This window comes from Agromyces sp. MMS24-JH15 (assembly GCF_043518605.1).
GTDB lineage: Bacteria > Actinomycetota > Actinomycetes > Actinomycetales > Microbacteriaceae > Agromyces.
Window position 1 is genome coordinate 3,235,136 of the sequence record NZ_CP171358.1, and the last position, 25,889, is coordinate 3,261,024.

The 25,889-nt window shown below is 73.1% G+C and carries 21 protein-coding genes and 1 pseudogene; 6 read left to right on the top strand and 16 right to left on the bottom strand.

Annotated features, from left to right (window positions below; all coding sequences use genetic code 11):
• Window positions 1-18: 18 nt before the first annotated feature.
• The 3 genes from ACDF64_RS14740 to lepA form a co-directional block, all read right to left on the bottom strand.
• Entirely contained in the window at window positions 19-663 is a 645-nt protein-coding gene (locus tag ACDF64_RS14740; RefSeq protein ID WP_394552107.1) for a DUF1990 family protein, read from the bottom strand.
• Window positions 664-739: 76 nt separating this feature from the next.
• Window positions 740-2,086, bottom strand: coding sequence for a hypothetical protein (locus ACDF64_RS14745; protein WP_394552109.1), 1,347 nt, complete (start codon window positions 2,084-2,086; stop codon window positions 740-742).
• Window positions 2,087-2,217: 131 nt separating this feature from the next.
• Complete coding sequence (gene lepA, locus ACDF64_RS14750) at window positions 2,218-4,074, bottom strand: translation elongation factor 4 (RefSeq protein WP_394552111.1); 1,857 nt, start codon at window positions 4,072-4,074, stop codon at window positions 2,218-2,220.
• A gap of 109 nt (window positions 4,075-4,183) precedes the next feature.
• Here lepA and ACDF64_RS14755 point away from each other — a divergent pair, with 109 nt between their 5' ends.
• The 3 genes from ACDF64_RS14755 (at window position 4,184) to ACDF64_RS14765 (ending at window position 5,969) form a co-directional block, all read left to right on the top strand.
• Entirely contained in the window at window positions 4,184-5,002 is an 819-nt protein-coding gene (locus ACDF64_RS14755; protein WP_394552112.1) for an alpha/beta fold hydrolase, read from the top strand.
• A gap of 135 nt (window positions 5,003-5,137) precedes the next feature.
• A complete protein-coding gene (gene rpsT, locus ACDF64_RS14760; protein WP_394552113.1) occupies window positions 5,138-5,398 on the top strand; it encodes a 30S ribosomal protein S20 in 261 nt (86 codons plus the stop codon).
• Window positions 5,399-5,519: 121 nt separating this feature from the next.
• A complete protein-coding gene (locus ACDF64_RS14765; RefSeq protein WP_394552114.1) occupies window positions 5,520-5,969 on the top strand; it encodes a peptidoglycan-binding protein in 450 nt (149 codons plus the stop codon).
• An 88-nt stretch (window positions 5,970-6,057) separates the two neighbouring features.
• Here the strand turns inward: ACDF64_RS14765 and holA are convergent, their stop codons facing one another.
• The 9 genes and pseudogenes from holA to ACDF64_RS14810 all read right to left on the bottom strand — a co-directional run bounded on the left by holA (window position 6,058) and on the right by ACDF64_RS14810 (window position 20,512).
• A complete protein-coding gene (gene holA, locus ACDF64_RS14770) occupies window positions 6,058-7,068 on the bottom strand; it encodes a DNA polymerase III subunit delta (RefSeq protein WP_394555161.1) in 1,011 nt (336 codons plus the stop codon).
• Between the two features lie 327 nt (window positions 7,069-7,395).
• Window positions 7,396-9,693 (bottom strand): annotated as a pseudogene (locus ACDF64_RS14775) (ComEC/Rec2 family competence protein); the annotation flags it as partial.
• Window positions 9,653-10,312, bottom strand: coding sequence for a ComEA family DNA-binding protein (locus tag ACDF64_RS14780; protein ID WP_394552115.1), 660 nt, complete (start codon window positions 10,310-10,312; stop codon window positions 9,653-9,655). The gene ACDF64_RS14780 and the pseudogene ACDF64_RS14775, both read right to left, overlap by 41 nt.
• Before the next feature lie 190 nt (window positions 10,313-10,502).
• Window positions 10,503-13,079 (bottom strand): leucine--tRNA ligase, encoded by a 2,577-nt coding sequence (gene leuS, locus ACDF64_RS14785; RefSeq protein ID WP_394552116.1) that lies wholly within the window; start codon window positions 13,077-13,079, stop codon window positions 10,503-10,505.
• Between the two features lie 77 nt (window positions 13,080-13,156).
• Complete coding sequence (locus ACDF64_RS14790; RefSeq protein WP_394552117.1) at window positions 13,157-14,593, bottom strand: anthranilate synthase component I family protein; 1,437 nt, start codon at window positions 14,591-14,593, stop codon at window positions 13,157-13,159.
• A 4-nt stretch (window positions 14,594-14,597) separates the two neighbouring features.
• Window positions 14,598-16,379: a thiol reductant ABC exporter subunit CydC gene (cydC, locus tag ACDF64_RS14795; RefSeq protein WP_394552118.1), complete on the bottom strand. Its 1,782-nt coding sequence runs from the start codon at window positions 16,377-16,379 to the stop codon at window positions 14,598-14,600.
• Window positions 16,372-18,078 carry a thiol reductant ABC exporter subunit CydD gene (gene cydD, locus ACDF64_RS14800; protein ID WP_394552119.1) on the bottom strand — a complete coding sequence of 569 codons (1,707 nt, stop codon included), beginning with the start codon at window positions 18,076-18,078 and terminating at the stop codon, window positions 16,372-16,374. The genes cydC and cydD overlap by 8 nt, the downstream gene beginning before the upstream one ends.
• 1 nt (window position 18,079) lies before the next feature.
• A complete protein-coding gene (gene cydB, locus ACDF64_RS14805; protein WP_394552120.1) occupies window positions 18,080-19,087 on the bottom strand; it encodes a cytochrome d ubiquinol oxidase subunit II in 1,008 nt (335 codons plus the stop codon).
• Window positions 19,088-19,099: 12 nt separating this feature from the next.
• Window positions 19,100-20,512: a cytochrome ubiquinol oxidase subunit I gene (locus tag ACDF64_RS14810; protein ID WP_394552121.1), complete on the bottom strand. Its 1,413-nt coding sequence runs from the start codon at window positions 20,510-20,512 to the stop codon at window positions 19,100-19,102.
• 96 nt (window positions 20,513-20,608) lie between these two features.
• Here ACDF64_RS14810 and ACDF64_RS14815 point away from each other — a divergent pair, with 96 nt between their 5' ends.
• From ACDF64_RS14815 to ACDF64_RS14825, 3 genes are read left to right on the top strand one after another with little or no spacing between them, the layout of a single operon-like run.
• Window positions 20,609-20,980, top strand: a complete 372-nt coding sequence (locus ACDF64_RS14815; protein WP_394552122.1) for a BlaI/MecI/CopY family transcriptional regulator — start codon at window positions 20,609-20,611, stop codon at window positions 20,978-20,980.
• A gap of 7 nt (window positions 20,981-20,987) precedes the next feature.
• On the top strand, window positions 20,988-21,845 hold the full coding sequence (locus tag ACDF64_RS14820) for a M56 family metallopeptidase (protein ID WP_394552123.1): 858 nt from the start codon (window positions 20,988-20,990) through the stop codon (window positions 21,843-21,845).
• A 53-nt stretch (window positions 21,846-21,898) separates the two neighbouring features.
• Entirely contained in the window at window positions 21,899-22,624 is a 726-nt protein-coding gene (locus ACDF64_RS14825) for a DedA family protein (RefSeq protein WP_394552125.1), read from the top strand.
• A gap of 18 nt (window positions 22,625-22,642) precedes the next feature.
• On the opposite strand, the gene ACDF64_RS14830 is transcribed toward ACDF64_RS14825, so the two are convergent.
• The 4 genes from ACDF64_RS14830 to ACDF64_RS14845 are packed head-to-tail and all read right to left on the bottom strand — an operon-like array spanning window position 22,643 to window position 25,813.
• Window positions 22,643-23,572, bottom strand: coding sequence for an ABC transporter substrate-binding protein (locus ACDF64_RS14830; RefSeq protein WP_394552126.1), 930 nt, complete (start codon window positions 23,570-23,572; stop codon window positions 22,643-22,645).
• Between the two features lie 26 nt (window positions 23,573-23,598).
• Window positions 23,599-24,315 (bottom strand): ABC transporter permease, encoded by a 717-nt coding sequence (locus tag ACDF64_RS14835; RefSeq protein WP_394552127.1) that lies wholly within the window; start codon window positions 24,313-24,315, stop codon window positions 23,599-23,601.
• Window positions 24,312-25,004: an ABC transporter permease gene (locus ACDF64_RS14840; RefSeq protein WP_394552128.1), complete on the bottom strand. Its 693-nt coding sequence runs from the start codon at window positions 25,002-25,004 to the stop codon at window positions 24,312-24,314. Before ACDF64_RS14840 ends, ACDF64_RS14835 begins: the two co-directional genes overlap by 4 nt.
• Window positions 25,001-25,813, bottom strand: a complete 813-nt coding sequence (locus ACDF64_RS14845) for an ABC transporter ATP-binding protein (protein ID WP_394552129.1) — start codon at window positions 25,811-25,813, stop codon at window positions 25,001-25,003. The genes ACDF64_RS14840 and ACDF64_RS14845 overlap by 4 nt, the downstream gene beginning before the upstream one ends.
• Window positions 25,814-25,889 lie beyond the last annotated feature (76 nt).

A 25,889-nucleotide genomic window follows, 5' to 3' on the forward strand; every position in this document is an offset into this window, starting at 1 on the left:
TCCTATCCCGCCGCCATCTCAGACGAACGCCGGGTGCAGCGCGCGCAGCTCGCGACGCGTGAGGTCGCGCCGGCGACGACGCACGAGCGGGGCGAGGACGGCCCGGGCACCGCCCGCGCCGTGCAGCACCGAGCGGATCGTGAGCCAGACGCCGTCATCCTCGCGGCGTTCGAGGATGAACGACTCCTCGCCCACCTCGTCGCCCTCGGACGTCGTGCCGTAGGCGAATCCGACCCGATCGGGTTCGTCGATGACGTACACGACGAGCACGGGCGTCACGCGGCCGCCGAACCGCGTCGGCCGACGCAGGCGCGCGGTGATGCCCGCCGTGATCCAGGGCGTGCCGTCAGCCGCGAAGCGCTGCTCGGTCCGCGGCGCCTCGGCCGTGACCGGCGCCCCCTCGGGGTCGTAGACGACGCCCGTGTACTGGATGCCGGTGCCCTCGGACACGTCCTCGACGCGCAGGCCGGCACCGCGCTGGATGCCCCAGGTCATGAGCTCCTCGGCGGCGCGGTCGAACCGCTCGTGGCCCGAGCCGATCCTGACCGTGTCCTCCGCGGGGCGGAATCCCTTCGGCGGATACCGGAGGAAGTCCGCCTCGAGGGTCGCACCGATCGCGCCGTACGTGACGGACTGGTCGGTGAAGGTGCTCCGTCGGGTCATCCGGCAATTCTACGAAAGACCGACCGCACGCGCGTCCGATCGCCGACGGTGGAACGCACGGCCCGTGGGAACGGCGTCATTCCGGCAGGTTCGCGATCAGGAACCGGGCGGCCGTCATCACGTCGGCCTCCGCGTCGCGTCCGGAACTGGTCGGCGTGACGGTGGAGACGGTGACGTAGTCTCCGTCGACCGAGGCGCGAATCTCGCACTGCCCGTAATCGTGGTAACAGGTCCGCACCGCAGCCTGGACCCCGGCGATGGCGACCAGCTCGGTATCGCCGGTCGGATGTTCGGCCGCGAACACCGCAGGCTCCGGGACGGCCCAGCCTCCGCCCGGGAGGATGCCGATCGTGACTCCCGGCAGGCCGCCGCCGGCTGACGGGCCGGTCCAGTGGCAGATGCCGAATCCCACTCGCTTCCAGGCGACCTCGGTCATGGTGATCCCGAACGCGTCGGCCGTCGGCGCCGCGAGGTCGGGGGAAACGACGGCCTTCCGCAGGCCGGCCGTGTCGTATCGGCCGCAGTCGGGCGCGTCGCCGGTGTCGGCACGTGGACGCGACGGCCCGGCCGCATCGAGCGCACCTCGGATGGACGCGCCCAACTCGCCCGCGAGCGCGTACGGCGGTTCACCGGCGTACGCGCTCGCCCCGCCGAAGTTGAACTCGACCCAATGCCCGGCGGGCGTGAAGCCCCCGCGACAACTCCACACGCTCGTCGGCGTCGTGGCCGTGCAGTCGAGTCGCGAGTCCGCACCGAGGAATGCCGAACCCGACGCCCCTGCTCCGGCATTCGAGAACTCCCGGAAGCCGTCGATCGCGTCCGGCAGGAGCTCGACCTCGAGGGACGCGCGTTCGCCCGCGCCGAACCAGAAACAGCGAAGGAGGCCGGCCTGCCACTCGGCGGCGAAGCCGTCCTCCCGTGCCGGGCGGCCGTTTCCCTCGGAGAGGGTGCCGCTGTCCCCGAGCACCTTCACCCTGAGGTCCTGCGCCACGAGTCCCGCGCAGTCGACCGCGAGCACGGGCTCGGGCTTCGGGTCGACCGCATAGGTGGGAACCGCCTCGGGCGTCGCCGGCTTCGGCGAGGACGCGACTGGCTTCTTCGTGGCGGCCGGCGCCTTCGTGGCCTTCGTGGCCGATGAGGCCGGGGATGCCTCGCTCGCCGGCTCCCCGGCCGCGGTGGACCCGTGGCCGACGCCGGTGGCATCGGCCTCGGCCGAGGCCAGGCTCGATCCGAGCACGATGCCGGCTGCGAGCAGCGCCACGACGACGGCGCCGGCACCCGCGGCCAGGAACGGCCTGCGGCGTCCCGACACCACGAGCCGCGACCAGAATGCCGGGGAGCGGCCGGGCCCGGCTTCCGCCTTCGGGCCGGACGGTGTGCTCGTCTTCTCGTCTTCAGGAGATCCGGGCAGGGGCGAGGTCATCATCGACTCCTCCGTCGGTTGGCCGCGGCCAGGCGAGGAATCGCTGCGTCCGGCGCCCGGTGGAGCGCTCCATCATGCTATCTACGACGACGGATCGGTGATGTCACGATTCGGGTGCGCGAACGCCGACGCTACTTCTTCGCGTCCTTCTTCTCGGTGTCGCCCGAGAGCGCGGCGATGAACGCCTCCTGGGGCACTTCCACGCGGCCGACCATCTTCATGCGCTTCTTGCCCTCCTTCTGCTTCTCGAGGAGCTTCCGCTTGCGCGTGATGTCGCCGCCGTAGCACTTGGCGAGGACGTCCTTGCGCATGGCGCGGATCGACTCGCGCGCGATGATGCGCGCGCCGATCGCGGCCTGGATGGGCACCTCGAACTGCTGGCGCGGGATGAGTTCGCGCAGGCGACCGGTCATCAGCACGCCGTAGGCGTAGGCCTTCTCGCGGTGCACGATCGCGCTGAACGCATCGACCTGCTCGCCCTGGAGGAGGATGTCTACCTTCACGAGGTCGGCGGCCTGGTCGCCGGCGGGCTCGTAGTCGAGCGACGCGTAGCCGGCCGTCTTCGACTTCAGGTTGTCGAAGAAGTCGAACACGATCTCGCCCAGCGGCATGTGGTAGCGGATCTCGACGCGGTCCTCGCCCAGGTACTCCATGCCGAGGAGCGTGCCGCGGCGCGACTGGCAGAGCTCCATGATCGTGCCGACGTAGTCCTTCGGGGCGAGGATCGCCGCCTTCACGATGGGCTCGCGCACCTCGGCGATCTTGCCGCCGGTCGGGAACTCGCTCGGGTTGGTGACCGTGACGGTCTTCTTGTCCTCGGTCGTGACCTCGTACACCACCGACGGCGCGGTGTTGATGATGTCGAGCCCGAACTCGCGGCGGAGCCGCTCGGTGACGATCTCGAGGTGGAGCAGGCCCAGAAAGCCCGCCCGGAAGCCGAAGCCGAGCGCGACGGACGTCTCGGGCTCGTAGACGAGCGCGGCGTCGGAGAGCTTCAGCTTGTCGAGCGCCTCGCGCAGCTCGGGATAGTCGCTGCCGTCGATCGGGTAGAGGCCCGAGAACACCATCGGCAGCGGCTCGATGTAGCCGGCGAGCGCCTCGGCCGCGGGCTTCACGGCCGTCGTGACCGTGTCGCCCACCTTCGACTGGCGCACGTCCTTCACGCCCGTGATGAGGTAGCCGACCTCGCCGACGCCGAGCCCCTTCGTGGGAGTCGGCTCGGGCGCGCTCACGCCGATCTCGAGGATCTCGTGCGTCGCCCGGGTCGACATCATCTGGATGCGCTCGCGCGGGTTCAGCTGCCCGTCGACCATGCGGACGTACGTGACGACGCCGCGGTAGCTGTCGTACACCGAGTCGAAGATCATGGCGCGGGCCGGGGCATCCGCGTTCCCGACCGGGGCCGGGATGCGCTCGACGACGCGGTCGAGCAGTTCCTCGACGCCGACGCCGGTCTTGCCCGACACCTTGAGGACGTCGTCGGGCGAGCCGCCGATGAGGTCGGCGAGCTCGCGCGCGTACTTCTCGGGCTCGGCGGCGGGCAGGTCGATCTTGTTCAGCACCGGGATGATCTCGAGGTCGTTCTCGAGCGCGAGGTACAGGTTCGCGAGCGTCTGGGCCTCGATGCCCTGCGCCGCGTCGACGAGGAGGATCGCGCCCTCGCACGCCGCGAGCGACCGCGAGACCTCGTAGCTGAAGTCGACGTGCCCGGGGGTGTCGATCATGTTCAGCGCGTACGAGACGCCGTCGAACTGCCACGGCATGCGCACCGCCTGGCTCTTGATCGTGATGCCGCGCTCGCGCTCGATGTCCATGCGGTCGAGGTACTGCGCGCGCATGTCGCGGTCGCTGACGACGCCCGTGATGCCGAGCATGCGGTCGGCGAGCGTCGACTTGCCGTGGTCGATGTGCGCGATGATGCAGAAGTTGCGGATCAGCGCAGGGTCGGTGGCGGCAGGCACCGGCGGGTTGGCGGCTCTCGGAGACATCCTGTCGATTCTCCCATGACTCGGCGCGCACGACGGACTACGCTGGGGCGCCATGGCGGGGAGGGACGCGATCGATTCGGTCCGCGGCGCCGGAACGGCGGCGAAGCGGATGCCCCGCGCACGCGTCGTGCTCCTGCACGGGATCCGCACGTCCGCGACGATGTGGCGCAACCAGCTGGTCCCGCTCGAGGCCGCCGGCGTCGAGGTGCACGCGGTCGACCTGCCCGCGCACGGCGCGCGGATCGGGGAGCGGTTCTCGGTCGAGGCGGCGTTCGAAGCGGTGGATGCCGCGTTGAACCCGGAGCCGCCGCCCACGGGCGAACGCGGCGACGCACCCGGCGTGCCGCGCCTGCTCGTCGGCCTCAGCCTCGGCGGGTACGTCGCGATCGAGTTCGCCGCGACGCATCCCGGGCGGCTCGACGGACTGGTGGCCGCCTCGTGCAGCACGCGGCCGAGGGGCGCCGCACTCCACGGCTACCAGCGGCTCGCGGCCGCGATCCGCCGGCTGCCCGACCGCGGGCGCGGGCTGAACGACGCGATGGCCCGGGTCTTCCTCTCGAAGGCCGCGGTCCAGGACGTCGTCGCGGGCGGCGTCGCGCTCGACGTCATGGCCGACGCCGTCGGCGCGGTCGGCGCGTTCGACCTCGAGGCCTCGCTCGGACGCATCGACGTGCCGATCTGGTTCGTGAACGGCCGATACGACCACTTCCGCCTCGAGGAGAAGCGGATGCTCCGCGCCGCGCCGGGTTCCAGGCTCGTGGTGATCCCCGGAGCGACCCACCTCGTGAGCCTCGTCCGCCCGGCGGAGTTCACCGCCGCGGTGCTCGGCGCGGTCGCCGAACTCGAGCGGCGCGCCGCGGTGCGCCGGGCCGACGCGCGCCGCGATGCGACCGCTCCGCTCGCCGCGGGGCGCGACGCCGCCGCCTGAGTGGAGACGGATCCCACAAGCTGGTATCGTTGTCTGTTGGCTTGCGTGTGGGTCCCACCCCCGCACGGAACGCTGCGACGGCCCCTCTACCGCTCGCGGCACACCGGTACACCACACGAACGAAAGAACACACACGTGGCAAACATCAAGTCGCAGATCAAGCGCATCAAGACCAACCTGAAGGCGCAGGAGCGCAACAAGGCCGTGAAGAGCGAGCTCAAGACCGTCATCCGCAACACGCGCACGGCGATCGCGTCGGGCGACAAGGAGAAGGCGACCGCCGCCCTCCAGGTCGCGACCCGCAAGCTCGACAAGGCCGTCTCCAAGGGCGTCATCCACCGGAACCAGGCCGCGAACCGCAAGTCGTCGATCGCGAAGCAGGTCGCCGCGCTGTAATCGGCGCCGCACGGTCGAACGGGCCCCGCACCACTGGTGCGGGGCCCGTTCGCGTCTCCCCTATGCTCGCGTTCGGAGATCCGTCTCCGGATCGACCCGAACCCTGCACTGGAAGGAACCCATGCGCCTGCGCACCATGCTCCGAATCACGCTCGCCACCCTCGTGGTGGCCATCGGCGCGACGGCCCCCGTCGTCGCGTCGAGCGCACCGGCCGAGGCCGCCGCACCCTGCGTGAGCTACACCTACTCGCAGAACAGCAGCTACGTGTCCTGCGTCAAGAACATCCAGACGATCCTGAACGGCGCGACGACCATGCGCAGCACGTGTCGCGGGGTCGCCTACGCGAACAACGTCATCACCGCGGACGGGTACTTCGGCCCCGCGACGAAGGCTCGCGTGATCGCCTTCCAGCAGTCCACGTGCCTGACCGGGGACGGCGTCGTCGGCCCGAAGACGTGGGGCCAGCTCTGCTTCGTCGCCAACTTCCTCGGGCACAACATCCAGCGCAGCGCCCCCGGCTACGCGGTCGCCCAGGCGACGTACCAGGCGGGCCTGGCGTCGGGCTGCTGAGCCTCCCTCGACAGAGACGGCCGCGCGCACCCCGCCCGGGTGCGCGCGGCCGTCCTGCGTCGCGGCGACGCCGCGAGGATGCTCCGCGCTAGCGGCCGCGCGCGGCGATCAGCCCGACGAGCCGTTCGAGCGCGAACACCGGGTCCCGCTCGGCGCCCTTGACCGCGGCATCCGTCGCGGCGAGCGCCTCGATGACGCGCGCGAGGCCGGCGTCGTCCCAGCCGGCCAGGTCGCGCCGGGCCCGGTCGACCTGCCAGGGCGCGAGCCCGAGGCTCGCCGCGGGCGCCCGCCCAGCCCCCTGCACCTTCGCCATCGTCCGGATCTTCATCGCGAACGCGCCGACGATCGGCACCGGGTCCGCGCCGCTCTCGAGGGCGTGCCGGAGCGCCACGAGCGCCTCGCCGTGGCGGCCCGCGATCGCGGTGTCGGCGACCTCGAAGGCCGTGGTCTCGACCCGCCCGCCGTAGTAGCGCGAGACGGTGCGCTCGTCGATGTCCCCCGGTGCGTCGGCGATGAGCTGGCGGCAGGCCGCCGACAGTTCGCCGAGGTCGTCGCTGAACGCCGAGACGAGCGCGCGCAGCGCGCCCGGAGCGATCCGTCGACCTGCGGCACGGAACTCGGCCTGGGCGAAGTCCTGCTTCTCCGAGTCCTTCTTGAGCTCGGCGCAGACCACCTCGACGCCGCGGCCGCGGCCGGCGCGGATCGCGTCGAGCAGCTTCTTGCCCCGCTGTCCGCTGCGATGACGCAGGAGGAGCGTCGTGTCGTCGGCGGGCGCCTCGATGTACGACAGCGCGTCGAGCAGGAAGTCGTCGCCGGCGTGCTCGACGCCGCTCACCCGGATCAGCCTGGCCTCGCCGAACAGCGACGGGCTCGCGAGCGTCAGCAGCTCGCCGCGCGGCGCGCTGGCCGCGTCGAGGTCGCTGACCTCGAGCGCCGGGTCCTCGGCGCGGAGCGCGTCGCGGAGCATCGACGTCGCGCGATCCGCCAGGACGTCCTCCGGGCCGGAGATCAGCACCACGGGCGCGGGCCGCACGGCGTTCCAGGAGAGCTTCGGGATCGCCGCGCTCGACGTCGCCGCCCCGCTCGTTCGCGCCGCCACGGTGCCTCCCAGCCCTCGTCGTCCGAGGATCCATCCTACGTTCGGCGAGCCTATCCCCGCCGCCGACGCCGCCGGGGCGGCCGGGACGATGCCCGTGGAGCGCTCGCTCCACACCCGGAATCCTCCGGCGTCCGGGCTCAGCAGGATCGTGCCGGCACGGTCGGTGCGGAGCGGGATCGTGCCCACGCCCGCGAGCACGTCGAGCAGCGACGCGGTCGGATGCCCGTACCCGTTGTCCGCGCCGACGCCGATGAGCCCGACCGTCGCCCCGATCCGCTCGTAGAGCACGGCATCCTGGTCGGCGGAGCCGTGGTGGGCGACCTTCACGAGGTCGACGCGTCCCGGGTCGTGCCGGGCGAGCATGCGCTGCTGGGCACCCTCGCCGAGGTCGCCGAGGAACACGCCGCGCCAGTCCGGCGCACGCACCGCGAGGACGACGCTCGCATCGTTGCCGGGCGCCGTTCCCGGGGCCGGCCACAGCACCTCCCATCGGGCCTCGCCCAGCGTGCCGAACCGCCCCGACGTCACCTCGACGGCGGTCGCACCGCCCGCCACGAGCGGATCGAGCACGCGGTCGCTCCGCTCGCCGTCGAGCGGACCGTGCACGACCGCGTCGACCTTCCCGACGACCGCGTCGACGCCGCCGACGTGGTCGAGGTCCCAGTGCGTGAGGACCAGCAGGTCGATCCGGTCGACGCCGAGTGCGGCGAGGCACCGCCGGAGCGGCGCCGGATCCGGACCGACGTCGATGAGCGCGGTCGCTCCGTCGGAGCGGAGGATGGTCGCGTCGCCCTGGCCGATGTCGCACATGCCGACCTCCCAGTCGGCCGGAATCGACGCCGCCCGGAGCGTCGGCGCGACGAGGCCGCCGCCCACCGGCCACGCGGCCCCCGCGACGAGCGCGACCACGACGACGCGCACGGCCCAGCGCGGCCGCCGCCGGGCGAGCACGAGCCAGAGGAGCGCCGCCGTCACCACGGCGAGCAGCACGGCACCGGATGCCTCGGGCATCCACGGCAGCGACGCGGCCGGCATGGCCGCCGCCCCGCGCGCCACGAGCGCGATCCACGTGGCGGGCAGCCACGCGCACTGGAGCAGCGCGACGCCGACGGCGGGCAGGAACGGCAGGACGAGGCATCCGACCAGCCCGACGACCGTGCCGACCGGGGCCGCGGGTGCCGCGAGCAGGTTCGCGGGCACGCCGTAGGCGGCGATGCTCGGGGCGAGCAGGACCAGCACGGGCTGGCAGGCCAGCTGCGCGGCGAGCGGCACCCCGAGCACGACCGCGAGCGGTCGCGGCATCACGCGGCCCAGGGCGGTCGCGAGCGGCCGGGCGAACAGGATGAGTCCCGCGGTCGCGCACGCGGACAGCGCGAACCCGTAGTCCCGCGCGAGCCACGGGTCGGCGACCAGAAGCACGAGTACCGCGAGCGACAGCGCGGCCGTGCCGCCGCCGGGGCGGCCCCACGCGCGCGCGACGAGCACCACCACGGCCATCGCGGTCGCCCGGACCACGCTCGACTCGGGCGTCACGATCGCGACGAAGGCGGCGAGCGCGACGACGGCGACGACGATGCGCCACGCCCTCCGCCAGCCGAGCAGGCCGGCGAAGCCGAACGCGGCCGCGGTCACGAGCGCGCAGTTCGCCCCCGAGACCGCGGTGAGGTGCGAGAGCGACGCGGCCTTCATCGCGGCGTCGAGATCGCTCGCGACCGCGCTCGTGTCGCCGATCGCCAGACCGGGCACGAGCGCGCCGCCGTCCCCCGGGAGCGACGCCGCAGCCTCGGCGAACCCGGACCGCAGCCGCGCGGCCCACGCGAGCCACCACGACGGCGGCGCCACCTCGACGCGCTCGCCTGCGAGCCGCAGGCGGAAGGCGGCGGACTCCCCCGCAGGGAGCGCGACGACCTCGGCCCGGAAGGCCGCCCGACTGCCGAACGCGAGCCGCTCGTCCGCCGCCGAGACGGTCGTCACCGGGATCGCGGGCACCGCCCGACCCTCGACCTCGACGACCCGACCGTCGAGCCGCAGGTCCGGTTCGCCCGTGGCACCCCATGGCGCGGCCGCGCGCGGGCGCGGTGCGCGGTCGAGCTCGAGCACCACCGCCACGACGGCGTGCTCCCGTGCGGCCTCCGCGAGCGCCGACCCGTCGCGCACGCCGAGCCCCACCGCGGCTGCATGGGCCGCGAGCGCACCCGCGGCGATCGCGGGCAGGAGCGTCGCGGCGATCGCTCGTGCGGATCGGGTCGGCGACGATCGGTCGGATCTGGATCCGTCCGGTGTCGATCGGTCCGGTGTCGATCGGTCCGGTGTCGAACGGGTCGGTGTCGAACGGGTCGGTGTCGAACGGGTCGCCGACGATCGGGCGGCGACCGCCGCCATCGATGCCGAACGCACGCGGCGCGGCCCTGCCGGCCCGACCAGCACGCCGACGCACGCGACCGCGAGCGCCCAGCCCCATGCGGCGAGCGTCCACGCGACGCCCGCCGACGGCGCGCCGGTGGCCGCCCAGGCCGAAGCCCAGGCGAGTGCGGCCGGGGCGAGCAGGCGCAGGTCGGCTCCGGAGCGGCGCACGACCGCCACGTCAGAGCGCGACCAGGTCGACGAGGCCGCTGAACGTGGCATCCCCGATGCCCGCGACCTCGCGGAGCTGGTCGACGCTCGCGAACGAGCCGTTCGCCTCGCGCCAGTCCAGGATGCGCTGCGCGAGCGCGGGACCGATGCGCGGGAGCGTGTCGAGGGCCGCGAGGTCGGCCGTGTTCAGGTGCACCTTGCCGTCGCCGGGGGTCATGGCGCCCGGGGCGCCCGGGGCGGGGAGCTGGCCGGCGACGGGCACGATCAACTGCTCGCCGTCGACGACCGGGCGAGCCAGGTTGACGCCCGCCGGGTCGGCGTCGGCCGCGAGCCCGCCCGCCGCGGCGATCGCGTCGACCACACGCGAGCCCGCCGCGACCTCGACGAGCCCCGGCTCGGCGACTGCGCCGAGCACGTGCACGAGGAGCGCGGGCTCGCCGATCGCCGGTGCCGCCGAGGCATCCTCGGGCGACGCACCGGATGCGGCATCGGTCGCGCCGATGACGCCGCCGTCGCCACCGCCCGTCGCGCCCGCCGACAGGAACGCGGCCACCGCGACCGCGAGGAGGAACAGCACCACGGCCGCGCCCACGGCGATCCGGGCGCGCGGACCCGCCCGGCGGGCGGACGGGTCGAGGGCGTCGAGCGGATCGGCGGAGGCGACGGGCATGCGCGGCACGCTACGGCGCCGAGCCGCCGTCGCTTCCGCCGCAGCGGCGTCGGGTCACGGACGGTCCGCGGGATCGGCTGGGGAGGATCGCACGCGATGCGCGCTCGCCCACGCGAACCCGGGCGAACGCCCGTCGCGCACGCGAACGCCGGTCGCCCGCGCGAATGCGGGCGACCGGCGTGCGCGAGCGTCAGCCCCGCGTGGCGATATTGACGAGCTTCGGCGCGCGCACGATCACGTTCACGACCTCGCGATCGCCGATGGCGCGCTGCACGCTCGCCGACTCGCGCGCGAGCCGCTCGAGCTCCTCGGCCGACACGCGCGGCGAGACCTCGAGGCGGTCGCGCACCTTGCCGTCGACCTGCAGGATCGCCGTGACCGACTCCTCGACGAGCAGCGCGCGGTCGGGCTTGCGCCACGGCACGAGCGCGATCGTCGGCTCGTAGCCGAGCCGCGCCCACATGTCCTCGGCGGTGTACGGCGCGAACAGGTCGAGGATCATCGCGGTCACCTCGGCGGCCTCGCGCACGGCGGGGTCGCCCGCACCCGGGCCCTGGTCGATCGTCTTCCGGGTCGCGTTCACGAGCTCCATCAGGCGCGCCACGATGACGTTGAACTTGTACGCCTCCGCGAGGCCCGGAGCATCCGCGAGCAGTCGGTGCGTCAGGCGTCGCAGTGCCGGGTCGCCGCCCTTCCACTCCACGTCGGGGCTCGACGTGACCTCACCCGAGATGCGCCACGCACGCGCGAGGAACTTCGCGGAACCGACCGGCGAGACATCCGCCCAGTCGATGTCGTCCTCCGGCGGGCCCGCGAACGCGAGCGTCACCCGCAGCGCGTCCGTGCCGTGCTGGTTCAGCTCGGAGGCGAACTCGACCAGGTTGCCCTTCGACTTCGACATCTTCGAGCCGTCCATGAGGACCATGCCCTGGTTGAGCAGCGAGGTGAACGGCTCGGTGAAGCCCAGGTAGCCGAGGTCGAACAGCACCTTCGTGACGAACCGCGCGTACATGAGGTGCAGGATCGCGTGCTCGACGCCGCCCACGTACTGGTCGACCGGCGCCCAGCGCTCGGCCTCGGCGGGGTCGAACGCGCGCGCGTCGTCGGTCGCGTTCAGGTAGCGGAGGAAGTACCACGAGCTGTCCACGAACGTGTCCATGGTGTCCGAGTCGCGGCGGGCCGCCCCGCCGCAGTTCGGGCAGGCGACGTTGACCCAGTCCTCGGCCGCGCCCAGCGGGCTCGCGCCCTTCGGCGAGAGGTCGAGGCCGGCCGCCTCGGGGAGGCGCACCGGGAGGTCCTGCTCGGGCACCGGCACCTCGCCGCACTCGGCGCAGTGGATGATCGGGATCGGCGTGCCCCAGAACCGCTGGCGGGAGATCAGCCAGTCCCGCAGCCGGTAGTTCTTGGCCGCACGGCCGGTGCCGCGCTCGGCCAGGACCTCGACCGCGCGGTGGATCGCCTTCGCCTTGGAGAGCCCGTCGAGCGGACCCGAGTTGATCAGGCGGCCGTCGCCGGTCAGCGCGAGGCCGGTGGACGCCGGGTCGAGCGGGGGCAGGTCGTCGGGCAGGTACGGGTTGCCGTCCTCATCGAGCGGGATGACGGGGATCACCCCGGTCACCGGCTGGTTCGTGTCGACGACGACGCGCACGGGCAGGTCGAATGCGCGCGCGAAGTCGAGGTCGCGCTGGTCGTGCGCGGGGACGGCCATGATCGCGCCGTGGCCGTAGTCGGCGAGCACGTAGTCGCTGGCCCAGATCGGCAGCCGCTCGCCGTTCAGCGGGTTGACGGCGTACCGCTCGAGGAAGACGCCGGACTTCGGCTTGTCGGTCGCGAGGCGCTCGATGTCGGTCTCCGCGCGCACCGACTCCAGGTAGTCGCCGAACCGGCGCTGCACCTCCTCGGATGCCCCGTCGGCGAGTTCCGCCGCGAGCTCGGAGTCCGCCGCGACGACCATGAAGGTCGCGCCGTACAGGGTGTCGGGGCGCGTCGTGAAGACCGCGACCCGCTCGTCACGACCCTCGATCTCGAACTCGACGTCGGCGCCCGAGGAACGTCCGATCCAGTTGCGCTGCATCGAGAGGACCTTGTGCGGCCACTTGCCCTCGAGCTGGTTGAGGTCGTCGACCAGGCGGTCGGCGTAGTCGGTCACCCGGAAGTACCACTGCGTGAGGGCCTTCTTGGTCACGACCGCGCCGCAGCGCTCGCAGTGGCCGTCGACGACCTGCTCGTTGGCGAGCACGGTCTGGTCGACCGGGCACCAGTTGACGTTGCCGGCCTTGCGGTACGCGATGCCCTTCTCGTACATCTTCAGGAACAGCCACTGGTTCCACTTGTAGTACTCGGGGTCGGAGGTGTGCAGCTCGCGCGACCAGTCGAACGAGGGCGCGTACCGGCGGAACGAGCGCTTCTGCTGCTCGATGTTCGCGTACGTCCACTCGCGCGGGTCCGCGCCGCGCTTGATGGCGGCGTTCTCGGCGGGCAGCCCGAACGAGTCCCAGCCGATCGGGTGCAGCACGTCGAAGCCCTGGTGGCGCCAGTACCGGGCCGAGATGTCGCCGAAGCCGAACGCCTCGGCGTGTCCCATGTGCAGGTCGCCCGACGGGTAGGGGAACATGTCGAGCACGTACTTGCGCGGGCGCGTGTCACCCGGACGCCCGGCACGGAACGGCTCGAGCTCGTCCCAGACCGGAAGCCACTTCGCCTCGATCTCGGCGAAGTCGTAGGTGCCGGCGTCGGCGTGCTGGGCGGTGTCCTGCTCGTTGGCCACGTGACTCACAATCGGTGTCGTGCTGGGGGATCGCGGGAATCCGTGCACGCCGGAGCCAGCGCGCACGCCCATCCAGCCTATTCGATCGCGGCCTCCGGGGCTCCGCCCACCGGTCCGTCGAGCCGCACGCCGAGCACCGCGAGCAGCGCCCGCGCTTTCACGCGGGTCTCCTCGACCTCCTCGTCGGGCACCGACAGCGCGGTGATCCCGCCGCCGGTCCCGATGGACGCGCCCTCGGGCGTGAGGACGATCGAGCGGATGACCATCGCGAGGTCGGCGGTGCCGTCGACGCCGAGGCGGCCGAACGCGCCCGAGTACACGCCCCGCGGCCCATCCTCGAGGGCGTGCAGGATCGTCATCGCGCTCGCCTTGGGCGCGCCGGTCATCGAGCCGGCCGGGAACGCGGCGGAGACCGCGTCGAGTGCGGTGAACGGATGCCGCAGCCGGGCAGATACCGTCGACACGAGCTGGTGCACCTGCGGATACTCCTCGACGACGTGGAGTGCGGGCACCTCGACCGTGCCGAGCTCCGCGATGCGGCCGAGGTCGTTGCGCATGAGGTCGACGATCATCAGGTTCTCGGCCCGCTCCTTCTCGCTCGCGAGCAGTTCGGCGCGCAGCGCGGCATCCGTCGCGGGATCGGCGCCGCGCGGGCGCGTGCCCTTCATGGGCTTGGTCGTGACGAGCCCGTCGAGGTCGACGGCGAGGAACTGCTCGGGCGAGGCGGACAGGAGCGCGACCTCGCCGAGGCGGAGCAGGCCGCCGTGGTGCGCGGGGCTCAGTCGCCGGAGCCGCCGGTACGCCTCGACCGGATCCGGTCGCACGTCGACGTCGATGCGGTTGGTCAGGCAGAGCTGGTAGGCGTCGCCGCGCACGATCGCGGCCTGGCACGCCTCGATGCGGGCCGCGTACTCGTCGGGCGCGTAGCGCCAGCGGACGGCGGGGTCCGGGTGGGCCGCGCGGTCGGGGCGGGCCTCGGTGTCGAGACCGGTCCCGCTCGCCGGCGGGCCGTCGGGAGGGGACGCCGGACGGGCGGCGGCGAGCGTCCGGACCACGTCGTCCGCCCACGCGGCGCCGTCCTGGGCGTCGAGCCATTCGAGTTCGACCTCGCCGCGGTCGTGGTCGAACACGATCGCGCGGTCGACGAACAGGAACGAGGCATCCGGCGTCGTCGCCTGCGCCACCGGGATGCCCAGGCGCGCCGCGCCCCACTCGTAGCCGAACCACCCGATCCACCCGAGCGCGCTCGGCACGCCGTCCGAGCGCCGCGCCGCGCGGCGCTCGAGCTCGGCCCCGAGGTGCTCGAGGATCCGGTCGCCGTCGGCAGTGGACACGACGAGGGCCGAGTCGTCGCGGCCGACCGCGACGACGCTGCGGCCGGTCGAAGCGCCGTGCCCGCCGTCGAGCCACACGGATCCGTGCGCGATCGCTGAGGGACCTGCGGTGACGGCCGCGTACGCGGCTTCGGGGTCGACCCAGCCGTCGAGGCGGCGCGTGCGGATCGTCCCGGGCATCCATTCAGCGTACGGCGCGACGGGTCCACCCCCGGCCGCGATCGGCATCGCCGTCCGGCGGCGCCGTCGCACCCGCATCCAGCCCGACCACCCGGTCGACGAGGGCGGGATCCACGTCCACGTGGCTGATGAGCAGCACCGAGCGGCCGTCCCGCGCGGCCGCACGCATGAGATCGGCGAGCAGCGCATCGGCGGCCGACCGGTCGACGTTCGCGGTCGGCTCGTCGAGCACGAGGACCGGGAACCCTGCCAGCAGTGCGCGCGCGAGGGCGATCCGCTGGGCCTGCCCGCCCGAGACGAGCGCGCCGCGCTCGCCGAGCCGCGTGCCCAGCCCGCCGCGGCCCAGCGCCCAGTCGGCCAGGCCCACGCGACCCAGCACGTCCATGAGCTCGTCGTCGGTCGCGGTGTCCCTGGCGAACAGCAGGTTCTGGCGGAGGTCCTCGTCGAAGATCCACGGGCGCTGCTCGACGAGGCCCACCCGAGCGCGCAGCGCGGCCGGGTCGAGCTCGGATGCCTCGACTCCGTCGACGCGGTAGGAGCCGTCGTAGGCGAGGAACCGGACCAGGACGTGCGCGAGCGTCGTCTTGCCGGCCCCCGACGGCCCGCGCAGGAGCACGCGTTCGCCGGGGCGGAGGTCGAGGTCCACGCGCGCCAGCGCGGCACCGGGCGGTGCGTCGCCGAGCGGCGGCCACGCCGCCGAGACCGCGCGGAGGCGGAGGTCGGGGACGGGCGGGCGGGCCGGCGCGGGCGGAACGGCCGGAGCGGGGTCTGCCACGACCGCCGTGACCGGGGCGACCGGCAGTTCGACCGGGACCTCCGCCGGCACCGCGCCCGCGACCCGGACCGCGCTCGCCCGCACGACCCGCGCGGCCGCCGCGGCCACCGGGATCGCCCCCGCGACCTCGGCGATCGCGAGCGGGACGAGGGCGAGGACCGCGAACGCCGGGCCCGTGATCCGCCCGTCGACCAGGAGCGGTGCGCCCGCGGCAGCGCTCGCGGCCGCCGCGATGCCGGCGAGCGCGGCCATGACCGCCGCGGCACCGCCCGCAGCCACCGAACGCCGGCGGGCGGTGCGCGCGAGCCGGTCGCCGAGGTCGTCGATCCGGCGCGCGCTCGCGCCGGCCGCGTCGTACGCGACGAGGACGTCGATCGACTGGACGTGGTCGAGGATCGCGGCGTGCAGGCGCCCGCGGAGCGGGGCGAGCTCGCGCTCGGACCGCCGTGCGGCGACCCGCTGGAGCACCAGCGCGACGCCGACGCCGACCACGAGGCATCCGAGCAGGGCCGCACCGGAACCGGGTGCCAGCAGCCAGACGCCCGCGACCGCGCACACGAGCACGACGCTCGCGCTCACGAGCGGCTGCACGACGCGCAGCTCGACCATCTGGAGGTCGTCGACGTCGGACACGAACCGCGCGAGCAGGTCGCCGCGCCGCGTCGCCGCGAGCCCGTCGGGCGCGAACGGGAGCAGCCGCTCGTACACGCCGGACCGGATCGCCGCGAGCTGGCGGAAGGAGGCGTCGTGCCCGGCGAGTCGTTCGAGGTACCGGAACGCCGCGCGGCCGAGTGCGAACGCGCGCACGCCGACGACGGCGACCGAGAGGTACATGACCGGCGGCTGCTCGGACGCGCGCACGATGAGCCAGGCCGAGCACGCGAGGAGCGCGACGCTCGAGACGCCCGCGAGGATGCCGAGCAGGATCGGCGCCACGAAGCGGCGTGCGGGCGGCACGGCCTGTCGGAGCACGGCACGCGTGCGGGCCCGGTCGATCGGCTGCTCAGGCATGCGCGGCCTCCAGCTGCACGACCCGATCGGCCGCGTCGACGAGCGCCGCCCGGTGCGTGGCGACGAGCACCGCGCGCCCCTCCTCGGCGAGTTCGCGGAGGGATGCCGCCAGTCGGCCCTCGCGCTCCGCGTCGAGGGCCGAGCTCGGCTCGTCGAGGATCAGGAGCGCGGCGTCGCGCGCGAGCAGGCGGTGGATGGCGCGCGCCGTCGCGACGCGCTGTGCCTGTCCGCCCGAGAGCCCCGCCCCGCCCGCGCCGAGCGTGCGGTCGGCGTCGACGTCGACGCCCGCGAGTCGCAGCGCGCGCTCGAGCAGCCAGTCGTCGGCCTGCTCGTCGCCGAGTCGCACGTTGTCGGCGACAGTTCCGGCGAACAGCGCCGCCGTCTGCCCCGACCACGCGAGCCGAGCGCGCACGTCGGCCGGGTCGGTCGCGCCGTCGAGGCAGATCCGGCCCGACGCCTCGACATAGCCGAGGACCGCGGCGATGAGCGACGACTTGCCCGCGCCCGACGGTCCCGCGAGCGCGACCACCTCGCCGGGGCGGACGCGGAAGGTCGCTCCGTCGACGACCGCGCGGCCATCGCGGCGCACGACGAGGTCGGCGACCGTGAGCCCCAGGTCGGCGGGCAGGATGCGGCGCGCCCGCGGCGCGGCATCCGGCATCGGTGCGCCGTCGTGCGACGGCCCGGCCGCACCCGCGCCCTGGCCCCCGCCCGCGCCCGGTCCCGCGCTCGGGCCCCCACCCGCGCGCTCCGCCGCGTCGAGCAGGTCGAACGCGTCGCGCGAGGCCTCGACGCCCGCCGCCGACGCGTGGAACGCGGCGCCGACGTTCCGCAGCGGCAGGAACACCTCGGGCGCGAGCACGAGCACGAACAGCCCGGGCAGCAGGGTCACGTCGCCCGAGACGAGCCGGAGGCCGACCGTGACCGCGACCAGCGCGACCGACAGGCTCGCCGCGAGCTCGAGCGTGAACCCGGAGAGAAAGGTGACGCCGAGCACGCGCATCGTGCGGCGCCGGTAGTCGTCGGTCGCCCGGCGGATGCGCCCGGCCTGGCGCTCCGCGCGCCCGAACAGCACGAGCGTCGAGAGGCCGCCGAGCACCTCGAGGAACGCCTTCGAGAGCGCGGTCAGGCTGTCCCACTGGCGCCGCTGGACCGCCTGCGTGGCGAGCCCGATGAGCGCCATGAACACCGGGATCAGCGGGAGCACGATCGTGAGGATGAGTCCCGAGAGCGGGTCGGCGAGCCACGCCGCCGCGAGGAACGCGGGCGTGGCGACGGCCGTCAGCACGAGCTGCGGCAGGTACGCCCCGAAGTAGTCGTCGAGCGCGTCGAGGCCCGAGCCGAGCAGCGTCGCGACCCGGTGGCCGGGGAATCCCGGGATCCCGGCGGGTCGACGCGCGGCCGCGGCGAGCAGGTCGGACCGCAATTCGCGCTTCACGCGCATGGCGCCCGACGTGCCGGTCGCCTCCCAGCCCCAGGCGGCGAGCGCGCGCACGCACGCCGCGGCCACGAGGACCTGCAGGGGCACGGCCGAGGCATCCGGCCCGCCGCCGTCGACGAGCGCGACGACCGCGCTCGAGAGCGCCCAGGCGAACGCGATCGTGGCGACCGACTGCACGGCCGCGAGCCCGGCGCCCGCGGCGAGGAACCGCCGGGCGCCGCGCACGCGGCGTGCGAGCCGTGGATCGAGCGGCTTCACGTCAGTGCGCCGGAGCGGCCTCGACGGCTTCGCGCGTGATGCGCTTGCGGAACACCCAGTACGTCCACGCCTGGTAGGCGAGCACGAGCGGCAGGAAGAACAGCGCGACCCAGCTCATGACCGTCAGCGTGTACTGGCTGCTCGACGCGTTCTCGACCGTGAGGCTGTTGGCCGGATCGTTCGAGGCCGGCATCACGTCCGGGAAGAGCGCGGCGAACAGCGCCAGCACGGCGGCTGCGATCGTGACCGAGAGGAGCGCGAACGCGATGCCCTCGGCCTTGCGCGCGTTCGCGAACCAGCCGCCGATGAGGGCGACCGCAGCGATCGCGGCGAGGATCCAGAACCAGCCCGTGCCGAACGCGAGCCCGGTCCAGAGCAGGAACCCGGCCGCGACCACGATCGTGACGATCCCGGCCCGCTGCGCGAGCCGCTGCGCACGGTCGCGCAGGTCGCCCGTGGTCTTCAGCGCGACGAACCCGACGCCGTGCGTGAAGAACAGCAGGAGGGTCGTGAGGCCGCCGACGAGCGCGTACGGGTTCAGCAGGTCCAGCAGCGTGCCCGTGTAGTTGTGGCCGGCGTCGAGCGGGACGCCCTGCACGATGTTCGCGAACGCCACGCCCCACAGGAGCGCCGGCACCGCGCTGCCGACGACGATCATGCCGTCGAACCACGCCGTCCAGCGCTCGTGGACGCCCTTGTGCCGGTACTCGAACGACACGCCGCGCGCGATGAGCGCGAGCAGGATCAGCAGGAGCGCGAGGTAGAAGCCGCTGAACAGCGTCGCGTACCACTCGGGGAACGCGGCGAACAGGGATGCCCCGGCCACGATGACCCACGTCTCGTTGAGGTCCCAGACCGGCCCGATGGTGTTGATGAGCACGCGACGGTCGGTGTCGTCCTTCCCGAGGAACGGGAGGGACATGCCGACGCCGAAGTCGAAGCCGTCGAGCACGAAGTAGCCGACGAAGAGGAATGCGACGATCCAGAACCAGAGCGTTGAGAGATCCATGTCCTGCTCCTCCTAGTAGACCGTGCTCGCGGGCTCGACCCGACCCGTCTCGGGGTCCGGTTCGCCGACGTCCGGCGGGCCCTTCCGGATCGCCTTGATGATGAGCCCGAACTCGACCACCGCGAGCGCGCCGTAGACGAGCGTGAACGCGACGAGCGAGATGAGCACGTCCAGGCCCGTGACGTTCGGCGAGACGGCGGATTCGGTGAAGAGCAGGCTGAACACGATCCAGGGCTGCCGGCCCATCTCGGTGAAGACCCAGCCGACCGACATCGCGAGCAGCGAGAGCGGGAAGCTCCAGACCGCGACCTTCCACACCCAGCGCTGCTGCGGCAGGCGGCCCTTGCGGGTGACCCAGAGGCCGACGACGGCGATGAGCACGTGGAGCAGGCCGAGGCCGATCATCCAGCGGAACGCCCAGTAGGTGACCCAGATGATCGGCGAGTAGTCGCCGGGGCCGTAGAGCTCGGTGTACTCGGCCTGGAGGTCGTTGATCCCCTCGACGCACCCGTCGAGGCTGTGCGTGGACAGCAACGAGAGCAGGTACGGCACGCGGATCGAGAACAGCTCGCTCGAGCCGTCGGGCGTGCCGAGGGTGAACAGCGAGAAGGATGCATCCGCTCCGCAGACCGTGTCGTACGTCGCCTCGGCGGCGGCCATCTTCATGGGCTGGGTCGCGACCATCGCGAGACTGAGCTGGTCGCCGAAGAACGTGGTGAGCGCGCCCGAGATCACCATGCCCCACAGGCCGAACTTCAGCAGGGGGCGCATGGAGTCCAGGTGCTGGCTCCGCCCGAGGTGCCACGCCGCGGCGCTGATGACGAGGCCCGACGAGACCATGAACGACGCGGCGATCGTGTGCGGGAACGCGGCGAGCGCGACCGGGTTGGTGAGGACCGCGCCGATGTCGACGAGCTCGGCCCGCCCCTTCGCGTCGTTGATCTCGAATCCGACCGGGTTCTGCATGAACGCGTTGGCGGCGATGATGAAGTACGCCGACAGGACGGTGCCGATCGCGGTGAACCAGATGGTCATGAGGTGGATGCCCCGCGGGAGCTTGTCCCAGCCGAAGATCCAGAGCCCGATGAACGTCGCCTCGAAGAAGAACGCCAGGAGGCCCTCGAGCGCGAGCGGGGCGCCGAACACGTCGCCCACGAACCGGGAGTACTCCGACCAGTTCATGCCGAACTGGAACTCCTGGACGATGCCGGTGACGACGCCCATCGCGAAGTTGATCAGGAAGATGTTGCCGATGAACCTCGTGATCCTGAGGTACTCGAGCTTCCCGGTGCGGAACCACGCGGTCTGGAAGACCGCCGTCGTGGTCGCGAGGCCGATCGTGATCGGCACGAACAGGAAGTGGTAGACGGTCGTGAGTCCGAACTGCCATCTGGCCAGCAGCAGCGGATCGAGGAGGTCGTTCACGTGCATCCTTCCGTGAGGCGGTGCAGGTGCCGCCCGCGCCGGGCGTTTCTTCTACACAGCGTAGAACATAGCCCCTCCGGTAGGTACCCTTGACACATGGCGAATCTCGGAGAGCTCGAACGCGCGGTCATGGAGGAACTCTGGGCCGCCGACGCCGCGCTCACGGCGAACGAGCTCCGCGACCGGCTCGTGCTCGCGGGCGACGAGGGCCGCGTGCCCGCCACGACGACCGTGCTCACGGTGCTCGCGCGCCTCGAGCGCAAGGGGTTCGTGACGCGCTCCAGGGACGCCCGCCCGCACCGGTACCAGGCGCTGCTCAGTCGCGAGGACCACACCGCCGAGCTCATGCACGAGGTCCTCGACCGGTCGAGCGACCGCGACGCCGCACTCGCGCGATTCGTCGGGACCGCGAGCAGGCAGGAGGCCGCGACGCTCCGCCGGCTCCTCGACGAGCTCGCCGCGCACTGACTCCCGCATGCTGACCGCCTCCGTGCTGCTCGCGGCCGTCGCGATCGCGCTGGCCTGGCCCGTCCCGGTCGCGCTCGCGCGGGCGTCGTGGCCCGCGCGCGCACCGGGGCCGGCGCTCGCGCTCTGGCAGGCGATCGCACTCGGCGGCGGCATCACCATGATCGGGAGCCTGCTCGTGTTCGGCGCCGCGCCCGCGGGTTCGCTCCCCGCGGCGGCCGCGGCGCTCCTCCCGCACCTGTTCGCCGGATCGCTGCCGCAGGGGTTCTCGCTCGTCCACCTCGGCGCGCTGACCCTCGCGATCGCCCTCGCGGTGCACCTCGCCCTGAACCTCGCGCTCACGGCCGGCCGCGCCGAGCGCGAACGACGTCGCCAGCACCAGCTCATCGCGCTCCTGTCCGACCCGCTGCCGGGCTCGCCGCACACGCGGGTCCTCCCCCACTCCGCGCCGCTCGCCTACTGCGTGCCCGGCATCCGCACCGCGACCGTGCTCACCGACGGCCTCGTCGCCGCCCTCGACGACCGGCAGCTCGCGGCCGTCGTCGCGCACGAGCGCGCGCACCTCGAGCAGTTCCACCACGTGGTCCTCGTCGCGTTCCGCGCCTGGCACAGCGCGCTGCCGTGGTTCCCGATCGCGAATCGCGCCGAGCGGGCCGTGACCCAGCTCACCGAGATGCTCGCGGACGACCGCGCCCGACACGAGGCCGGCGACGACGCGCTCGGGTCGGCGCTGCGGCTCCTCGGCTCGGACGCCGAGCCCGGCGCCTACGCCGACGCGGGCGGCATCGCACCCGATCGCGCGATGCTCGACGCCCGGCTCGAACGCCTCGGCACCGACGCCGGGAACGCGCGCCTCCGAGTCGGCTGACATCCGTCGACGCGGCGGAGACACGTGCGCGCGAGCGCCCTAGGCTCGGACGCGTGAACGACGCGCTCGACTGGATCCTCGACGCCGTGCAGTCGATCGACCCGGTGCTGCGGACGATCGTCGCCGGGTTCGCGATGATGCTCGAGACGTCGATCCTCATCGGGCTCGTCGTCCCGGGCGACACCATCGTCCTGGTCTCGGCGACGGGCGTCGAGAACGTCCCCCAGTACCTCGCGCTCATCCTCGCCGTCATCGTCGGCGCGCTCGTCGGCGAGTCGATCGGCTTCGCCATCGGCCGGTGGTTCGGGCCGCGCCTCGTCGAGTCGCGCCTCGGCCGACGGATCGGCGACGCGCAGTGGGCGCGCGCCCGACGGTACGTCGAGCGGCGCGGCGGCCCCGCGGTGTTCCTCTCGCGCTTCCTTCCGGTGCTGCACTCGGTCGTGCCGCTCGTCGTCGGCATGAGCGCGATGTCGTACCGCCGATTCATCGCCTGGACCGCGCCCGCCTGCGTCATCTGGACCACCGCGTACGTGACGGTCGGATGGCTCGCCGCGGGCAGCTACCGCGAGCTCAGCCGGGAGTTGCACTGGGCCGGCTACCTGTTCGTCGCGATCATCGCGGTGTTCCTCGTCGGCGTGTGGTTCGCGAAGCGCCTCATCACGCGCCTGGAGGCGCGCCACCTCGCCGACGACCCGGATGCGTCCGGCGAAGCCGACCCGCACGTCACGCCGGGCGCGACCGAGGGGTCCGACGTCCGGACGTCGGACCCCTCGGCCTGACCGCGCCGACGGCGAAGGTCAGAACAGCGCCTTCGACTCCAGCCATGCCGACGCGATGTCCTCGGCCGACCGCTGGCCGTTCACGCTCTCGTCGTTCAGCGCCACGAGGTCGGCGGGGGTCATCGCCGCGCTGATCGTGTCGATGATCGCCGCGATCTCGTCGGTCACCTTCTCGCTCGCGAGCGGCACGACGTTCGAGGCGAGGAACAGGCCCTTCGGATCCTCGAGCGTGACGAGGTCGTTCGCCTTGATGTTCGGGTCGGCGCTGTAGATGTTCACGAGCTGCACCTGCCCGTCGACGAGCGCCTTGACCGTGAGCGCCCCGCCGCTGTCCTCGATCGCGAGGAAGCCGACGTCGGCACCGTACGTGTCGGCGAGCCCCTGCGGTCCGTACGGGCGCGTCTCGAGCTCGGCGTTGCCGCCGAGCGTCAACGGGACCGGCACGCCCGCGAGGTCCTCGAGGCTCGTCACGCCGTACTCGTCGGAGAAGGCCTTCGTGACGTTGTAGGAGTCCTGGTCGGTCGCGGGCGACTGGTCGAGCACGCGCAGACCCTCCGGCACCGCGTCCTGGAGGGCCGCGTAGACGTCGTCGGAGGTCTTCGCCTCGGTGTCCGGGACCCAGTACTGCAGCAGGTTCCCGGTGTACTCGGGGAACAGGTCGATCTCCCCCGCCTCGATCTCGGGCAGGTACACCTCGCGCTGGCCGATCTGGAACTGCCGGTCGACCGTGTACCCGTTCGCCTCGAGCGCCTGCGCGTAGATCTCGGCGATGATCTCGTTGGAGTAGTACGCCTGCGATCCGATGACGATCGTCTCGGACGACCCGGACGACTCCCCGGTTCCACCCTCGTCGAGGGGATCCCCCGAGGCGCACCCTGCCAGGGCTACTGCCGCCCCGACCGCGACCGCTGCGAGGGCAGCGAGCCGGCCTCTTCCTGTTGCGAACATGATTGCCATCCCTTCGGTAGGTGGGACTATCCCACTGCCGCGCGCGGACCTCGGCGCCGCTCGCGGAGTCCGGTCTCCCGCACGGCGTGGACGCCGGCGGGCACGACGAGTCGCTGGACGATCGCGAACACGCCGTCGAAGACGAGCGCGAGCGCGATGATGAGGATCGACGCGCCGAGCATCATCGGGTAGTCGCGGGTCTTCTGCCCGAGGAAGATGTAGTGCCCGAGCCCGCCCGCGCCGATGTACGCGGCGAGCGTCGCGGTCGCGACGACCTGCAGGACGGCGGCCCGGACGCCCCCGATCATCGTCGGCATCCCGAGGGGCGTCTCGACGCGCAGGACGATCTGCGTCTCGGTCATCCCGACGCCGCGCGCCGCGTCGACCACGCGCCGGTCGACGCCGCCGATCCCGACGTAGGCTCCGGCGAGCACCGACGGCACCGCGAGCACCAGGAGTGCGAGATAGGGCGCCTGCACGACGACGCCGAGCCAGAGCGCGACGAGCGTGAGCAGGCCCAGGGTCGGCAGTGCCCGGAGCCCCCCGGACACCAGCACGGCGGCCTCGCGTCCGCGGCCGGTGTGCCCGACGAGCATGCCCAGCGGCAGTGCGACCACCACCGCGCCGACGACGACCGCGAGGCTGAAGACGACGTGGAACGCCAGGCGCGCGGCGATCCCGCCGGGCCCCTCCCAGTTCGCGGGGTCGGCGAGCCATGCGAACGCCTCGGCGAACAGGCTCATGCGGCGACCGCTCCGCGCTTCGCACGCCTCCGGCGCGCGGGTGCACCCGCCTGGTCGCGCGCCGTCGTCCACGGGAGCAGGATCCGCCCGAGCAGCACGGCGACCGCGTCGAGCAGGAACGCGAGCAGGACCGTCGCGATCACGCCGGTCCAGATCTCGGCCGGGATGTTGCGCTGGAACCCGTCGGTGAACAGGCTGCCGAGGCTCTGGATCCCGATCACCGCGCCGACCGTGGCGAGGCTGACCGTGCTCACGATGACCACCCGGACCCCCGCGAGCATCCCGGGGCCCGCGAGCGGCAGGTCGACCGCCCAGAACCGCCCCCACCCGGAGTACCCGACGGCCGTCGCCGACAGGCGCACGTCGCCGTCGACGTCCGCGAACGCGTCGGCGCTCGCGCGGACCAGCAGCGCCATCCCGTAGAGCGTGAGCGCGACCACGAGGTTGACCGGCGAGCGCGCGCCGGTGCCGAGCACCGCGGGCAACGACACGAGCAGCGGCAGCGACGGGATCGCGTAGAGGATGCCGCACAGGCTCAGCAGCGCCCCGCGGCTCCAGCGATACCGCCAGGCCGCCCAGCCGATCGGGACCGAGCACACGAACGCCAGTATGACGGGGGGCACCGACAACGCGAGGTGCACCAGCATCAGCTCCCACACCCGGTCGAGGGCGCCGGCGAGCCAGGTCACGGTGCGAGCACCCCGGCCGGGCGGCCGTCCGCGTCCACCACGACGTCGCGCCCGCCGATCCGGTCGACGCGGAGCGACCGTCGACCCCGGTCGGCGCCCACGAATCCCGCGACGAACGCGTCCGCGGGCGACGCGAGCAGCTCGGCCGGCGTGCCCCGCTGCACGATCTCGCCGCCTTCACGGAGGATCACGACGTGATCCCCGATGCGGAAGGCCTCGTCGATGTCGTGGGTCACGAAGAGGACGGTCTTGCCGAGCTCGCCCTGCAGGCGGCGCAGCTCGTCCTGGAGCTCGGTCCGCACGAGCGGGTCGACCGCACCGAACGGCTCGTCCAGCAGCAGGATGTCGGGGTCCGCGGCGAGGCCGCGGGCGACGCCGACGCGCTGCTGCTGCCCGCCGGACAGCTGCGCCGGGTAGCGGTCGGCCAGCGCTCGATCGAGCCCGACCGTGTCCATCAGCTCGAGCGCACGCGCGCGCGCCGCGCGTCGGGGCATCCCGCGGAGCATCGGGACCGTGGCGATGTTGTCGGCCACCTTCCGGTGCGGCAGCAGGCCGGAGTTCTGCATGACGTAGCCGATCGATCGGCGGAGTCGGACCGGTTCGACGGTCGCGACGTCGACGCCGTCGACCAGGACCGCGCCGGCCGTGGGGTCGACCATGCGGTTGACCATCCGCAGGAGCGTCGTCTTGCCCGACCCCGACGATCCGACGAGCACGGTCGTGCGGTGGGCGGGAACCTCGAGGTCGACGTCGGCGACCGCCACCGTCCCGTCGGGATACCGCTTGGTGACGCCGCGGAACTCGATCATGCCGTCTCGCTTCCGCGGGACGCCGGTCGGTCCCGCGATTCCCAGACAAGCAGGGAACCGCCTCGCCCGCAAACAG

Coding starts and splice junctions, on each gene's coding strand:
- ACDF64_RS14740 (WP_394552107.1), bottom strand. CDS start 663: ATGACCCGACGGAGCACCTTCACCGACCAGTCCGTCACGTACGGCGCG.
- ACDF64_RS14745 (WP_394552109.1), bottom strand. CDS start 2,086: ATGACCTCGCCCCTGCCCGGATCTCCTGAAGACGAGAAGACGAGCACA.
- lepA (WP_394552111.1), bottom strand. CDS start 4,074: ATGTCTCCGAGAGCCGCCAACCCGCCGGTGCCTGCCGCCACCGACCCT.
- ACDF64_RS14755 (WP_394552112.1), top strand. CDS start 4,184: ATGCCCCGCGCACGCGTCGTGCTCCTGCACGGGATCCGCACGTCCGCG.
- ACDF64_RS14765 (WP_394552114.1), top strand. CDS start 5,520: ATGCGCCTGCGCACCATGCTCCGAATCACGCTCGCCACCCTCGTGGTG.
- ACDF64_RS14780 (WP_394552115.1), bottom strand. CDS start 10,312: ATGCCCGTCGCCTCCGCCGATCCGCTCGACGCCCTCGACCCGTCCGCC.
- ACDF64_RS14790 (WP_394552117.1), bottom strand. CDS start 14,593: ATGCCCGGGACGATCCGCACGCGCCGCCTCGACGGCTGGGTCGACCCC.
- cydC (WP_394552118.1), bottom strand. CDS start 16,379: ATGCCTGAGCAGCCGATCGACCGGGCCCGCACGCGTGCCGTGCTCCGA.
- cydB (WP_394552120.1), bottom strand. CDS start 19,087: ATGGATCTCTCAACGCTCTGGTTCTGGATCGTCGCATTCCTCTTCGTC.
- ACDF64_RS14815 (WP_394552122.1), top strand. CDS start 20,609: ATGGCGAATCTCGGAGAGCTCGAACGCGCGGTCATGGAGGAACTCTGG.
- ACDF64_RS14820 (WP_394552123.1), top strand. CDS start 20,988: ATGCTGACCGCCTCCGTGCTGCTCGCGGCCGTCGCGATCGCGCTGGCC.
- ACDF64_RS14830 (WP_394552126.1), bottom strand. CDS start 23,572: ATGTTCGCAACAGGAAGAGGCCGGCTCGCTGCCCTCGCAGCGGTCGCG.
- ACDF64_RS14835 (WP_394552127.1), bottom strand. CDS start 24,315: ATGAGCCTGTTCGCCGAGGCGTTCGCATGGCTCGCCGACCCCGCGAAC.
- ACDF64_RS14845 (WP_394552129.1), bottom strand. CDS start 25,813: ATGATCGAGTTCCGCGGCGTCACCAAGCGGTATCCCGACGGGACGGTG.